Below are 13,209 nucleotides of genomic sequence, written 5' to 3'. Positions count from 1 at the left end.
CATGCCTCCCTGGCGCGGCTTTCTCGCGGAAGCCTCTCCCCCGAAGTCATCTTTAAGGACTGTATCTTCACCGATCCAGCCCCTAAGAGGGAAATATCCCCTGACGCGAGGCGAAGGCCATGCGGATCGTCCTGATCGAAGACAACCAGATGCTGGCCCGCGCGGTCGAGCAGGCCCTTCGGGAGGAGGGTCATTCCGTCGACTGGCTGGCCGACGGGCAGGACGGGCTGGAGTTCCTGACGCGCGAGGGGGCCGACCTCGCCATCGTCGACATGAGCCTGCCGCGGCTCGGCGGGCTGGACGTGATCCGCAACACCATCGCGCTGGACAAGGACATTCCGGTGCTGGTGCTGACGGCGCGCGACGGGCTCGAGGACCGGGTGGCCGGGCTCGACGCGGGGGCCGACGACTACATGACCAAGCCCTTCGAGATGGCCGAGCTCTGCGCGCGGATCCGGGCGCTCAGCCGCAGGCGCGGCAAGCGCGGGCAGATGGTCGAGACGATGGGCGCGCTGTCCTTCGACCGGGCCGGGCGCAGGCTCAGCGGGCCGGGCGGGGTGATCGAGCTGTCGCGCCGCGAACTGGCGCTGTGGGAGGCGCTGTTTGACAATGCCGAGCGGGTGGTGGGGAAATCGGCGCTCTGCGACAGCATCTACGGCACCGGCGCGGATGTCGACGTGAACGCGGTCGAGCTGCTGGTCTCGCGCCTGCGCCGCAAGATCGAGGGCTGCGACGTGCAGATCCGCTCGATCCGGGGGCTCGGATACATCCTGCAGCAGGACAGGACGGCGTGAGGATGCCGGACGGGCGCGCCCTCAGCCTGAGGACACGGCTCTTCGTGCTGATCGTGGTGCCGCAGCTGGTGCTGGCGGTGCTGGCCAGCGTGGTGCTGCACTGGATGGCGCGGGACATGTCGCGCAACCTCTATGACGACACGCTGAAGGTCGTGGCCCATGCCGTCGCGCGCGAGGTGATGGTGACCAAGGGCGACCTGATCGCGGAGTCGCTGCTCACTTCGCTGGAGGGGGCGATCGGCGATCCGCTGTTCTATCAGGTGCATGCGGCGGGGGGGCGGTTCATCGTCGGGCGCACCGATGCGCCGCCGATGCCGGCGGGGCGCGAATATCCCGAGGCGGTGCCGGTCTTCTACAACGCGGTCTACAATGGCGCGCCGGTGCGCGCGGTGGTGCTGCGCGAATACATCACCGACCCCGAGCTCGACGGTTGGACCACGGTGCGCGTCTGGCAGACGGTGACCCGGCGCGAGGCGCTGACACTGCAGATGATGGGGCAGGCGGCGGCAGTGGTGGCCTTGATGGTGGCTTCCGGTGCGGCGCTGGTCTGGTTCGGCATCAACCGCGGGCTCTCGCCGCTGACCGACCTGCGCAATGCCGTGGCGCTGCGCAACTCGCACGAGCTGCGCCCGATCCGCCGCCGCGTCCCGCGCGAGGTGGTGCCGCTGGTCGCTACCATCAACAGCCTGTTTCAGCGGCTGTCGCTGGAGCTGGACCGGCGGCGCGCCTTCATCTCGAACGCGGCGCATCAGCTGCGCAACCCGGTGGCGGCGATTCAGGCGCAGGCGGATTCGGCGCTGAACGCGCGCTCCGACGCGGATCGCCAGCAGCGGCTGACCGATCTGCAGGAGCTGACGCGGCGGCTGTCGCGGCTGACCCAGCAGCTGCTCAGGCTGGATGCGGCCAGCGACGGGCCCGACGCGCAGAGCTGCGCGCCGGTCGATCTGGCGCAGATCGTGGCCGAGGTGGCGCGCCGCCACGTTCCGGCAGCACTGCGCCGCGACGTGGACCTGTCGCTCGACGGGGTGGAGGGGCCGCTGCCGGTCGCGGCCAATGCGGTGCTGCTGGAGGAGGCCGTCGACAACCTGATCGACAACGCGCTGAAATACGGCGCACCGCCGGGCAGCGCGCTGAGCCTCGAGCTGTCGCGCGCGCGGGGCATGGCGGTGCTGCGGGTGCGCGACCGGGGGGTGGGCATCCCGCGCGAGATGCACGAGGCGGTGTTCGACCGCTTCTTCCGGGTCAGCACGGCGGATGACGGAGGCTCGGGTCTGGGGCTGCCGATCGTGCGCACCATCGCCCGCCGCGCGGGCGGCGACGCGCGGGTGGAGCCCTCGGCGCAGGGCTGCGTCATCCTGCTGACGCTTCCGTTGGTGCAGAGCGACGAGAAAACAAGCTGAAAAATAGTCGCTGCGACAACATGACAGTCTTTGGACAGCTTCATGTGCGATGAAGGGACCATTCGCCCGGCGCGTCCCGCGTGCCGGACCAATGGGAGGACAACAAACATGCAAGCAACACTGCGTCGCCTCAAGGGCGCCGTCGCCGCCGCATTCGTGGCAGCCAGCCTGACCGCCGCGGCCCCCGCCGCCGCACAGGAGGTCGATTTCTCCGGCCAGACCGTCGAATGGTGGATCCCCTTCTCGGAGGGCGGCGGTTCCGACGTCTGGGCGCGCTTCTTCGCGCCCTACCTGTCGCGGCACCTGCCGGGCAACCCGAACGTCATCATCCGCAACGTCCCCGGTGGCGGCTCGATCACCGGCACCAACGAATTCGCCGCCCGCGCCCGCCCGAACGGGCTGCAACTGCTCGGCACCTCGGGCTCCACGCAGTTCCCCTTCCTTCTGGGCGACAGCCGCGTGCGTTATGATTATGCCGATTTCCAGCCGGTGCTCGTGTCGCCGACCGGCGGCGTGGTCTACATTCCGGCCAGCGCCGGCGTCGCCAACGCTTCGGAACTGGGCGAGCTGGGCGAGACCGAGCTGGTCTATGCCAGCCAGGGCGCGACCTCGCTCGACCTCGTGCCGATGCTGGCCTTCGAGGTTCTCGGCCTGAACGTGCGCCATGTCTTCGGCATGACCGGCCGGGGCGATGGCCGTCTGGCCTTCGAGCGCGGCGAAGCGACCATCGACTACCAGACCTCGTCGGCCTATCTGACCAACGTGGTGCCGCTGGTCGAGGCGGGCACGGCGGTGCCGCTGTTCTCCTACGGCGTTCTCGACGCCGAGGGCAACCTGCAGCGCGACCCGTCCTTCCCCGAGATCCCGCATTTCATCGAAGCCTATGAGATGATGCACGGCGAGAAGCCCTCGGGCGTGGCCTTCGAGGCCTACATGTCCTTCTTCGGCTCGGGTTTTGCCGCGCAGAAGCCGGCGATGCTGCCGAAGGACACGCCGGAGAACATCGTGCAGGCCTATCGCGATGCCTTCGCCGCTGCCGCCAAGGACCCGGAGCTGATCGCCAGCGCCGGCGAGGTTCTGGGCGACTACGAGCAGGCCGTCGGCGATGGCGTGGTGCCGCTCTACAAGGTCGCGACCACGATCGATCCCGACGCGCGTGAGTGGGTCCGCACCTATCTCAACGAGAACCACAGCGTGATGCTGGACTGATGTGAAGACCCGGGCCCCGCGCCGTCCCTTCCGGGCGGGCCCGGGGCCCTTCGTTCCGTCTGCGCTTGCATGCCCCGCCCCCGAGGCCCGGGCCTGCGCGCAGCCGGCACCCCGCAATCCGGGTGATCGCTCGCGGCGCTGTCCCGCCGCGGCCTTGGCGCGCGCGCTGTCACCCTTTCAGAAGGTCCCAGGGTCTCACCATGGTCACTGAAGCCATCCTTTCCGCGCTCAGCAACGTGCTGACGTTCCAGCATATCCAGTATCTGATGATCGGGGTCGTCACTGGCCTGATCGTCGGCGTGCTGCCGGGTCTCGGCGGCATCGTCGGGATGTCGCTGCTGCTGCCCTTCGTCTACGGCATGGAGCCGACCCTGGCGCTGGCGATGCTGATCGGCATCTTGCCGGTGCTGTCGACCTCGGACACCTTCGCCTCGATCCTGATGGGCATCCCCGGCTCCTCCGCCTCGCAGGCCACGATCCTCGACGGATTTCCGCTGGCCAAGAAGGGCCAGGCGGCGCGGGCGCTGAGTGCGGCGTTTTCGGCCTCCTTCATCGGCGGGCTGTTCGGCGCGGTGGTGCTGACGGTCTGCGTGCTGGTGGCGCGGCCGCTGATCCTGTCCTTCGGCGCGGCCGAGCTGTTCATGCTGACGATGTTCGGCCTGTCGATGGTCGGCACGCTGGCCGGCAACAGCCTGTCCAAGGGCATCGCCGCCTGTGCCGCGGGTCTGGCCCTCGGCGCTGTCGGCGCGGCCCCCGCGACCGGCGAATACCGCATGGAATTCGGCACGCTCTATCTGATGAACGGCCTGCCGCTGGTGATCGTCGGCCTCGCCCTCTTCGCCATTCCCGAGATCGGCGACCTGCTGCGCCGCAACAGCGCCATCGCGCAGGAAGGCTCGCCCATCGGTGCGGGCTGGAAGCAGGGGCTGAAGGACACCTGGGTCTACCGCTGGCTGACGCTGCGTCTTGCCGCGCTCGGCGCGGTGCTGGGGATGATCCCGGGGCTCGGCGGGTCGGTCGTGGACTGGATCGCCTATGGCCATGTGGTGCAGACCTCGCGCGACAAGAGCCAGTTCGGCAAGGGCGACATCCGCGGCGTGATCGCGGTCGAATCGACCACCGCCTCGAAGGATGGCGGCGGTCTGGTGCCGACGCTGCTGTTCGGCATCCCCGGTTCGGGCTCGATGGCGATCTTCCTGGCGGGGATGGTGCTGATCGGCCTGCAGCCCGGGCCGTCGATGGTCAGCACCAACCTCGACGTGACCTACACCATCGTCTGGTCGCTGGCGCTGGCCAACGTGCTGGGCACCGCGCTCTGCATCCTGCTGGCCCCGGCCATCGCCAAGATCACCATCGTGCGCTACCCGCTGGTCGCGCCCTTCATGATCCTCGTGATTACCTTCGCGGCCTTCCAGCCCAACCGCTCGCTCTACGATCTGGTGGCGCTGGTGGTGCTCGGCATCGTCGGCATTCTTCTGCGCCGCTTCGGCTGGCCGCGTCCGGCCTTCCTGATCGGCTTCGTGCTGGCCACCCAGTCCGAGCGCTATCTCTACCAGGCACTGCAGTTCTCGGGCTGGAACTCGTTCCAGCGGCCCATCGTGCTGATCATCGGCGCGATCATCATCCTGTCGGTCGGCTTCAGCATGTATTCGCAGAAGAAGAGCGGCACCAAGATCGAGGTCGAAGGCAAGAGCGCCGCCACCCCGACGACGGTCATGTGGCCGCAGATCGCCTTCACCCTCGGGATCATGGGGCTTTTCGTCTTCACCTTCGTCGAGACGGTCAACCTGTCGCAGCTGGGCCGGATCTTCCCGGTCAGCATCGCGCTGGTCGGCATGGTCGCCGCCGCGCTGGTGCTCTGGCCGCAGATCCGCGGCAACCGCGCGAGCGGCGCGGTGTTCGACGCCGAGTCAAAGGAGCCGGAGGATAACGCCGGCCCGATGACGCCGCTGAAATACATCGGCTGGCTGGTGGGCTTCGTCGCCTCGATCGCGGTGGTGGGCTATTTCCTCGCGGTCATCGGCTTCTTCGTCGCCTTCCTGCGGATCATCGCCAAGGCGGGCTGGCTGCAGACCCTGCTCCTGACGCTGCTGGGCGCGATCATCCTGATGATCCTGACCTCGGCGCTGAACCTGATCCTGCCCGAGGGGCTGTTGCAGCAATACTTCTACGACCGGTTGCCCTGGCCGCTGGTCTCGTGACGACCCATGGCCCGCGCCGAAAGGCTCGGGCCATTTTCATTGACGGACGGAGGAAGAAGACATGGCGAAACAGCACGGTATCCCGGTGATCATCATGCGGGGCGGCACCTCGAAGGGGCCGTATTTCCGCACCGGAGACCTGCCCGCGGAGGAGGCCGCGCGCGACCGCGTCCTGCTGGCGGTGATGGGCTCGCCCGACGTGCGCCAGATCGATGGCATCGGCGGCGCCGACACGCTGACCTCGAAAGTCGCGATGGTGCAGCCCTCGGCCCGCGAGGGGGTGGATGTCGATTACCTCTTCGCGCAGGTCTCGGTGACCGAGGCGGTGGTGGACACCTCGCCCTCCTGCGGCAACATCCTGTCGGGCGTCGGCCCCTTCGCCATCGAGCGCGGCATGGTGCCGGTGACCGGCGACGAGACGCGGGTGGTGATCTTCAACGTCAACACCAACACCCGGATCGAGGCGCTGGTGCAGACCGACGGCGAGGGCGTCGACTATGACGGCGACATGGCCATTGCGGGCGTGCCCGGCACGGCGGCGGCGGTGCGGCTGAACTTCATGGATATTGTCGGCTCCAAGACCAGCGGCCTGCTGCCCTCGGGCCATCTGCAGGAAGAGATCGACGGCGTCGCAGTGACGCTGATCGACGTGGCGGTGCCGATGATGATCCTGCGCGCCGCCGATCTGGGCAAGACCGGCTACGAGACCCCGGCCGAGCTCGACGCCGACCGCGATTTCTTCGCCCGGCTCGAGGCGATGCGGCTGGAGGCCGGGCGCCGGATGGGGCTGGGCGACGTGACCGGCAAGGTGCTTCCCAAGGTGGCGATACTGGCCGCCCCGAAGCAGGGCGGCCATATCGCCGCGCGCTATTTCGTGCCGCACAAGGCCCATGCCGCCTTCGCGGTGACCGGCGCGCTCTGCGTCTCGACGGTCGCGGTGCTGGAGGGTTCGGTCTCGGACGGGCTCGCACTGCGCCCCGAGGGCGAGGACCGCGAGATCCTGATCGAGCATCCGAGCGGCATGATCGACGTGGCGCTGCGCACCAGCGGGCAGGGCAAGGATCTGCAGGTGGTCAGCGCCGGCGCGATCCGCACCGCGCGCAAGCTGGTCACCGGCGAGGTCTATGTGCCGGCCGCGACGCTGACCGGCGCCTGAGCCATCGGCGGAAAGACAAAGGGCCCCGGCAGCGATGCCGGGGCCCTTTTGCGTTGCGCGGTCTTCCGAAGGCTCAGCGGGTCTTCTCCAGCTTGCCCGCCTCGGCCACCAGCGCGGTGAAGCGGAAGAAGCCGTGGATCATCTTGGAGAAGGGCATGAGCAGGAACAGCGTCATCACCGTGGCGAGGTGGATCGCCAGCAGCGGCCCGACGGCGGCGGTGCCGGTGGCGGCATAGAGCACGAGCCCGGTCAGCGCCACGACGCCCAAGAGCAGGATGAAGGCCATCTCGCCGCCCCAGACCCGGCGCGCGCCGAGATCCGGATCGGCCTTCAGCTTCAGCAGGGCCAGCCCGAGCGCCCCCGCCACCATCGCCAGACCGCCCGGCACGCCGAGCAGCTTCGGCGGGGCCCAGAACGGGTAGGGCGCCGTCCAGCCGAAGACGTAATGCAGGATCGTGCCGGACGAGGTCGAGGCGAAACAGGCGAGGAAGCCCCACATCATCAGCTGATGCGCGATGCGGCGCTTCTGGCTGAAACGGTCGCCATCCTCGAAGTTGCAGCCGTCGCCGTGACCGCCGTTCAGGTTCTTCATCCGCCCCGCCATGTCGCCCGCCTTCAGCAGGTGGCGCAGGCGCAGCGGGCCGCCCTCCACCTCGCGCCAGTAGTCGCGCAGCGACAGGCCGATGAGGGCCAAGGGCGCGAGGAAGGCCGGGATGAAGATCGCGATCATCACGTTATGCGCCATGTAGGCATAGAAACCCTCGCCCCCGGTCGGACGCAGCGCGGCGATCAGCGCGAAGAACAGCGTCAGCGCGACGACCAGCAGCCCGGCCATGGCGACGCCGTGCTCGTGGAACAGGCGGGCCAGCGCCTGCGGCCGCGCCAGCCGTTCCCAGCTGTCCTGACGCACCTCGGCCAGAGCGGCGGGGATGTTCAGCGCGAATTCATGCGGCGCGGTATACTGGCAGGAATAGTGGCAGCCGCGGCAGTTGTGGCAGAGGTTCGCCAGATGGGTCAGATCGCCATCGGCGAAGGCCTTCTGCCGGGTCATGGCCGGGAAGACCGAGCAGAACCCCTCGCAATAGCGGCAGGCGTTGCAGATCTCGATCTGGCGCCGGGCTTCCTCGGTGGCACTCAATTGGGTCTTGAGGGCGAAATCAAGCGACATGGGCGGCGGCCTCCTTGCCGGCGATGCGTCCGAAGACGGTTCCGATGGTCATCCCGAAGCCGGCCAGATAGCCCTGGCCGAGGATCGAGCCGGCCATGATCTCTCCGGCGGCCCAGAGATTGGTGATCGGCCCCTCGGGGGTGTGGACCTGCGCGCTGTCCGAGACCTTCAGCCCGAGATAGGTGAAGGTCACGCCGGGGCGCAGCTGGTAGCCGTAGAACGGCGCCTGATCCAGCGGGCGGGCCCAGTTGGTCTTGGCCGTGGCCAGCCCCTCGGTCGCCAGCCCGTCCAGTTCGGTCGGGTGGAAGGTGCCGGGGCGGCAGGCGGCGTTGAAGTCGTTCACCGTGGCCTGCACCGCGGCGGGGTCGAGGCCCATCTTCGCGGCAAGCTCGGGGATCGTGTCGGCCACGATCGGCGGGAAGACCGAGGGCATGAAGAGGTCGATCGACTTGGCGTCGATCAGCGCATATCCCACCTGATCGGGCTGCGCCGCGACCAGCCGGCCCCAGATCGCATAGCGCTTGGGCCAGGTATCCTCGCCCTCGTCATAGAAACGCTGGCCGTCGCGGTTGACCACGATGGAGAAGGGCACGCAATCCAGCCGGGTGACGATGCCGCCGTCGTATTTCGGCGCGCGCCCGTCGATGGCGACGGCATGGCACTGCGTCGGGTCGCCCACGCTGTCGGCGCCCTGATCGAGCATGTCCTTCAGCACGACGCCACGGTTGTAGGGCGTGCCGCGGATCAGGAAGTTGCGCGCCGAGGGCCCCCAGGCCCGGGCCAGCCAGTCGAGATCGGCCTGGAACCCGCCCGAGGCCAGCACGAAGGCCTTCGCGCGGATGGTGACCGGCGGGGCCTTGGCGATCTCGACATCGAGATGGGTGATCGCCTGCCCGTCGCGATGGACGTGACGCACCTGCGCCTCGTAGACGACGGTCACGCCCAGGGCCTCGGCGGTGTTGTAATAGGCATTCACCAGCGCCTTGCCGCCGCCGAGGAAGAAGGCGTTGGTGCGCGACAGCGACAGCGTGCCCGAGAGCGAGGGCTGGAAGCGCACGCCATGCTCCTGCATCCAGGGCAGGCATTCCTCCGAGGTGCGGATGGTCATGCGGGCCAGATGCTCGTCGGTCTTGCCCTTGGTGACCAGCATCAGGTCGTGGAAATACTCGTCTTCCTCGTAGGCGCCGGTCAGGGGCGACATCGGGCCGCGATGCATGCAGCGGAAGTTGCGGGTGTGGCGCGAGTTGCCGCCGCGATAGGGCACCGGCGCGCCCTCGAGGATGATGACCCGCGCGCCGGCCTCGGCGGCGGTGATCGCGGCGCAGAGCGCGGCATTGCCGCCCCCGACGATGGCGATGTCGTAAGTTTCGGGAGTCTCGGTCATTCGTCCTCCATCGGGATTTCGCGCCCGCGCATGGCCCGGATACGGGCGTTCAGGGCGGCTTCGACATGGGCGCGCATCGCCGCCTCGGCGGCATCGCCGTCATGGGCCGCGATGGCGCGGATGACGGCGGCATGTTCGGCGGCGGCGGCCTCAGGGCGGGTCGGGTCGGCAAGGGTGGTCGGGCCGAGGATCAGCAGGGTCTTCTGCAGCGCGCTCATGGTCTTGACCAGAAAGCGGTTGCGCGCCGCGTCGAGCAGGGTGCGGTGGAACTGGCGGTTCAGCTCCTGCGCGGCGGCGCCGGGGGCGCTGGCGGCCAGCGCGTCGTTCAGCTCGGTCAGCTCGACCACCTCGACCCGCTGCGCCATCCGCGCCGCCAGACGCGAGGCCGTGCCCTCCAGCACCGAGCGCATCTCGTAGAGCTCGATGACCTCGGCATAGTCGAGATTGCGGATCGTGGCGCCCTGACGGGCCTGATGCGTCACCAGCCCGTCGGCCTCCAGCTGCCGGATCGCCTCGCGCACCGGGGTGCGCGAGATGCCGAAACGCTCGGCCAGTTCGGTCTCGCGCAGGCGCGAGCCGGGCAGCAGCTGGCCCGACTTGATGTCGGCCAGCAGGCGCCGGTATGCGGACTGTCCCTGCGGTCCTTCTGAGTCCTCGGTCATGTGCGCGCAGTTCCCTGTTGCATCCCGCTGCATACATCTGGATACATTAACCGTCAACAAGGAGAGCGCCATGACGCAGCCCTTCCGTTTCAACCTGTCGTGGGCGTCGGTGATCCCCCGCGCCGGCACCGTCGCGCTGGCTCTCGCCGGAGCCGCCACCTTCCTTCTGCTTGGGCTGCCGCTGCCCTTCCTGTTCGGACCGATGTCCTTCTGTCTGGTGGCGGCGCTTTTCGGCGCCCGGCTGCGCGGGCTGGGCCAGATCTCGGTCGGGGCGCGCACCATCCTCGGCGTGGCGGTCGGCGCCTCGATCACCCCCGAGGTGGTCGGGCAGATCCCGCAGATGGCGATGAGCGTGGCGCTGGTGCCGCTCTATGTGCTGCTGATCGGGCTGATCGGCGTGCCGTTCTTCCGGCGGCTCGGCTTCGATCCGGCGACCTCCTATTACGCGGCCATGCCAGGCGGGCTGCAGGACATGGTGATCTTCGGCGAGGAGGCGGGGGCCGATGTGCGGGCCCTGTCGCTGATCCATGCGACGCGGGTGGCGGTGCTGGTCACCATCGCGCCGATGATCCTCGTCTGGCTCTACGACGCGCCGCTCAGCGGGGCGATGGGCGCGCCGCTGCGGGAATTCGGGGCGGGCCAGCTGATCTGGATGGCGGTGGCGGCGCTGGTCGGCTGGAAGGGGGGCGAGTATCTCGGCCTCTTCGGCGCCTCGATCCTCGGGCCGATGATCACCACCGCGGCGCTGTCGCTGGCGGGGATCATCACGCAGCGCCCGCCGGCCGAGGCGATCATGCTGGCGCAGCTCTTCATCGGCATCGGCATCGGCGTGCAATATGTCGGCGTCACCCTGCGCGAGCTGCGGGCCTTCGTGTTGTCGGGGCTGGCCTTCGTGATGGTGCTGGCGGTGCTGGCCGCGGCCTTCACCGAATTCGTCGTGCTCACCGGCCTCGCCCGCCCGCTGGAGGGGTTTCTGGCCTTCGCGCCCGGGGGGCAGGCCGAGCTGACGGTGCTGGCCATCGTCGTGGGGGCCGATCTCGGCTTCGTGGTGCTGCACCACCTGACGCGGATCGTCATCGTCATCACCGGCGCGCCGCTGGTCGCGCGCTACATGGGCGTGAAATCCGCGGGCAAGCCGCCGCGCTAGGTCACGCCTGCGGCGCGATGAAGCCGAGCGCCGAGAGGCTGTGGCGCACCTGACGCAGATGCGCCTCCATCTGGTCGGCGGCGCCGGCAAGGTCGCCCGACTCGATCAGGTCGAGGATGCGCAGATGCTCGCGCGACTGGCGGTAGTAGCGCTCGCGGTCGTCCATCGCGCGATAGGTCAGCAGGCGCCGCACCCGGTTCACCCGCATCAGCGCCTGCAGCATGAAGGGATTGCCCGCGCCGGTCATCACCGTCTCGTGGAACTGCGCGCCGCGCAGATAGAGCGCATCCGGCGGGGCGCGGTCGATCGTGCCGTCGAGCAGGTCATGCTCCACCCGGCGCAGCCGCGCGATGTCCTCGGGCGGCAAGCGATAGCCGGGCAGGCGCAGCGCCGCGGGCTCGAGGATCAGCCGCATCTGCGTGGTATGGGCCAGCGCATCGGGCGCCGTCAGCTCGGTGTTGATGTTCCAGCCGTAGCCCGCGCGCTTCTCGGCGATGCCCTCGCGGATCAGGCGGCCCATCAGGTCGGAGGTCTGGCGCTTGGTCAGGGTGAACCTGTCGCGGATCTCCTGCTCGGTGACCTGCGGCCCGAGTGTGCGCTCGGTCAGAAGCGTCGCGAGCTGCAGATAGGCGGCATGCACCGGGTCGCGCGGCCGTTCCGGCGCGGCTTCGGCGACATGGCGCACGAAGAAGCCGCGGTTCGGCTCGTGGCGCACCCGGCCCGTCTCGGCCAGCTGCTTCAGCGCCTGCTCCACCGGCCAGCGCGACACGGCGAATCGCCGGGCCAGCTCCGCCGTGCGCAGATGCGCCCCCTCCGGCAGGGATTGGGAGGCGATATGCGCGGCGATATCCGCGGCAAGATGCGGGCCGATGCGGCTGCGGGAGGTGGGCGAGGCGGGCAAGTGCGGGGCTTTCGGCAAGGAAAGCCCCGTGTAGCATGGCGCCCCGCCGTTTTCACTATTGCATTTGTGAGTGCATAAATGAATATGAGCCGGGGCGGACTGAGGAGGATTTCGTGCCGGAGCAGAGCAGAACTTTCACCGAGGCCGGGCTGACCGAAGCCGTCGCCGCGATGTTCGCCGCCCATGACGTGCCGGAGGCCGATGCCCGCCGGGTGGCCGAATGTCTGGTGCTGGCCGATCTGCGCGGCGTGGCCTCGCATGGCGTGTCGCGCGTGCCGATCTATCTCGAGCGCCTGCGCCGCGGCCTCGTGAAGCCGCGCCCCGAGATGGTGCTGGAGCGTCCGATGTCGGTGGCGGCGCGGCTCGATGCCGATGACGCGCTCGGCTTCGTCGCGGCAACCCGCGCCATGGCCGAGGCGATCGACATGGCGCGCGAGCACGGCATGGGCATGTGCGCCGTCCGCCGCTCGACGCATTTCGGCATGGCGGCGAACTACCTGCTGCAGGCGACCGACGCCGGCATGGCGGCTTTCGTCTTCACCAATGCCTCGCGGGCGATGCCGATCTGGGGCGGCCGCGCGCCCTTCCTCGGCACGAGCCCCTTCGCCTTCGCGGCCCCGGCGGGCGAGCGGCCGGTGGTGCTGGACATGGCGCTTTCGGTGGTGGCCCGCGGCAAGGTCCGCCGCGCCGCCGCCCGGGGCGAGCCGATCCCGCTCGGCTGGGCGCTGGATGCCGAGGGCAACCCGACCACCGACGCGCAGAAGGGCTACGAGGGCGTCGTGCTGCCCTTGGCCGGGCCGAAGGGTTCGGGCCTGTCGCTGATGATGGAGATCGTCGCGGGGGTCATGTCGGGCTCGGCCTTCGGTGGCGAGGTCGGCAACCAGTACAGCGATTTCGACGCGCCGCAGGATGCGGGCCATGTCTTCATGGCCTTCCGCCCCGGCCTCTTCCTCGCGCCCGGCGCCTACGAGGACCGCATGGCCGAGCTGATCCGCCGCGCCAAGGACCAGCCGCTTGCGGCGGGGGTGGAGGAGATCATGATGCCCGGCGAGATCGAGGCCCGCGCCACCGAGACCCGCCGCCGCGACGGCATCCGCCTCGATGGCGAGGACCTGCGCCTGCTGGCAGAGGAAGCGGCCCGCCTCGGCGTGGCCCTGCCGCAATGACCACGGCGCCGCGAGGAGGCG

Annotated in this window: 11 protein-coding genes; 7 read left to right on the top strand and 4 right to left on the bottom strand. The window is 69.2% G+C overall.

Annotation, left to right across the window (positions count from 1 at the left end):
- Window positions 1-119 precede the first annotated feature (119 nt).
- From AC3A5Z_RS21165 to AC3A5Z_RS21145, 5 genes are all read left to right on the top strand, one after another.
- Window positions 120-794, top strand: coding sequence for a response regulator transcription factor (locus AC3A5Z_RS21165; RefSeq protein ID WP_487521255.1), 675 nt, complete (start codon window positions 120-122; stop codon window positions 792-794).
- Window positions 795-796: 2 nt separating this feature from the next.
- Window positions 797-2,194, top strand: a complete 1,398-nt coding sequence (locus AC3A5Z_RS21160; protein ID WP_487521254.1) for a sensor histidine kinase — start codon at window positions 797-799, stop codon at window positions 2,192-2,194.
- Window positions 2,195-2,302: 108 nt separating this feature from the next.
- Window positions 2,303-3,403, top strand: a complete 1,101-nt coding sequence (locus AC3A5Z_RS21155) for a Bug family tripartite tricarboxylate transporter substrate binding protein (RefSeq protein ID WP_487521253.1) — start codon at window positions 2,303-2,305, stop codon at window positions 3,401-3,403.
- Window positions 3,404-3,603: 200 nt separating this feature from the next.
- Window positions 3,604-5,604: a tripartite tricarboxylate transporter permease gene (locus AC3A5Z_RS21150; RefSeq protein WP_487521252.1), complete on the top strand. Its 2,001-nt coding sequence runs from the start codon at window positions 3,604-3,606 to the stop codon at window positions 5,602-5,604.
- 61 nt (window positions 5,605-5,665) lie between these two features.
- Window positions 5,666-6,760, top strand: a complete 1,095-nt coding sequence (locus AC3A5Z_RS21145; RefSeq protein ID WP_487521251.1) for a 4-oxalomesaconate tautomerase — start codon at window positions 5,666-5,668, stop codon at window positions 6,758-6,760.
- Between the two features lie 73 nt (window positions 6,761-6,833).
- Here the strand turns inward: AC3A5Z_RS21145 and tcuB are convergent, their stop codons facing one another.
- From tcuB to AC3A5Z_RS21130, 3 genes are read right to left on the bottom strand one after another with little or no spacing between them, the layout of a single operon-like run.
- Window positions 6,834-7,928, bottom strand: coding sequence for a tricarballylate utilization 4Fe-4S protein TcuB (gene tcuB / locus AC3A5Z_RS21140; protein WP_487521250.1), 1,095 nt, complete (start codon window positions 7,926-7,928; stop codon window positions 6,834-6,836).
- Window positions 7,918-9,312: an FAD-dependent tricarballylate dehydrogenase TcuA gene (gene tcuA, locus AC3A5Z_RS21135; RefSeq protein WP_487521249.1), complete on the bottom strand. Its 1,395-nt coding sequence runs from the start codon at window positions 9,310-9,312 to the stop codon at window positions 7,918-7,920. Before tcuA ends, tcuB begins: the two co-directional genes overlap by 11 nt.
- Window positions 9,309-9,974 (bottom strand): GntR family transcriptional regulator, encoded by a 666-nt coding sequence (locus AC3A5Z_RS21130; RefSeq protein ID WP_107663607.1) that lies wholly within the window; start codon window positions 9,972-9,974, stop codon window positions 9,309-9,311. The genes tcuA and AC3A5Z_RS21130 overlap by 4 nt, the downstream gene beginning before the upstream one ends.
- A gap of 70 nt (window positions 9,975-10,044) precedes the next feature.
- Here AC3A5Z_RS21130 and AC3A5Z_RS21125 point away from each other — a divergent pair, with 70 nt between their 5' ends.
- The gene (locus AC3A5Z_RS21125) at window positions 10,045-11,121 is read left to right on the top strand and encodes an AbrB family transcriptional regulator (RefSeq protein WP_487521248.1); all 1,077 of its coding nucleotides are present in this window, start codon (window positions 10,045-10,047) and stop codon (window positions 11,119-11,121) included.
- Window position 11,122: 1 nt separating this feature from the next.
- Here AC3A5Z_RS21125 and AC3A5Z_RS21120 read toward each other — a convergent pair whose 3' ends face one another.
- Window positions 11,123-12,040, bottom strand: coding sequence for a GntR family transcriptional regulator (locus AC3A5Z_RS21120; RefSeq protein WP_487521247.1), 918 nt, complete (start codon window positions 12,038-12,040; stop codon window positions 11,123-11,125).
- A 95-nt stretch (window positions 12,041-12,135) separates the two neighbouring features.
- Between AC3A5Z_RS21120 and AC3A5Z_RS21115 the strand changes: the two genes are divergently transcribed.
- Window positions 12,136-13,188 (top strand): Ldh family oxidoreductase, encoded by a 1,053-nt coding sequence (locus AC3A5Z_RS21115; RefSeq protein ID WP_487521246.1) that lies wholly within the window; start codon window positions 12,136-12,138, stop codon window positions 13,186-13,188.
- The last annotated feature ends 21 nt before the right edge of the window (window positions 13,189-13,209 follow it).

The organism is Cereibacter sp. Soil_C_27 (assembly GCF_057657095.1).
The sequence above is the reverse complement of the archived record's forward strand: the minus strand, read 5'-3'. Positions and strand labels throughout refer to the sequence as shown.

Coding starts and splice junctions, on each gene's coding strand:
- AC3A5Z_RS21165 (WP_487521255.1), top strand. CDS start 120: ATGCGGATCGTCCTGATCGAAGACAACCAGATGCTGGCCCGCGCGGTC.
- AC3A5Z_RS21160 (WP_487521254.1), top strand. CDS start 797: ATGCCGGACGGGCGCGCCCTCAGCCTGAGGACACGGCTCTTCGTGCTG.
- AC3A5Z_RS21155 (WP_487521253.1), top strand. CDS start 2,303: ATGCAAGCAACACTGCGTCGCCTCAAGGGCGCCGTCGCCGCCGCATTC.
- AC3A5Z_RS21150 (WP_487521252.1), top strand. CDS start 3,604: ATGGTCACTGAAGCCATCCTTTCCGCGCTCAGCAACGTGCTGACGTTC.
- AC3A5Z_RS21145 (WP_487521251.1), top strand. CDS start 5,666: ATGGCGAAACAGCACGGTATCCCGGTGATCATCATGCGGGGCGGCACC.
- tcuB (WP_487521250.1), bottom strand. CDS start 7,928: ATGTCGCTTGATTTCGCCCTCAAGACCCAATTGAGTGCCACCGAGGAA.
- tcuA (WP_487521249.1), bottom strand. CDS start 9,312: ATGACCGAGACTCCCGAAACTTACGACATCGCCATCGTCGGGGGCGGC.
- AC3A5Z_RS21130 (WP_107663607.1), bottom strand. CDS start 9,974: ATGACCGAGGACTCAGAAGGACCGCAGGGACAGTCCGCATACCGGCGC.
- AC3A5Z_RS21125 (WP_487521248.1), top strand. CDS start 10,045: ATGACGCAGCCCTTCCGTTTCAACCTGTCGTGGGCGTCGGTGATCCCC.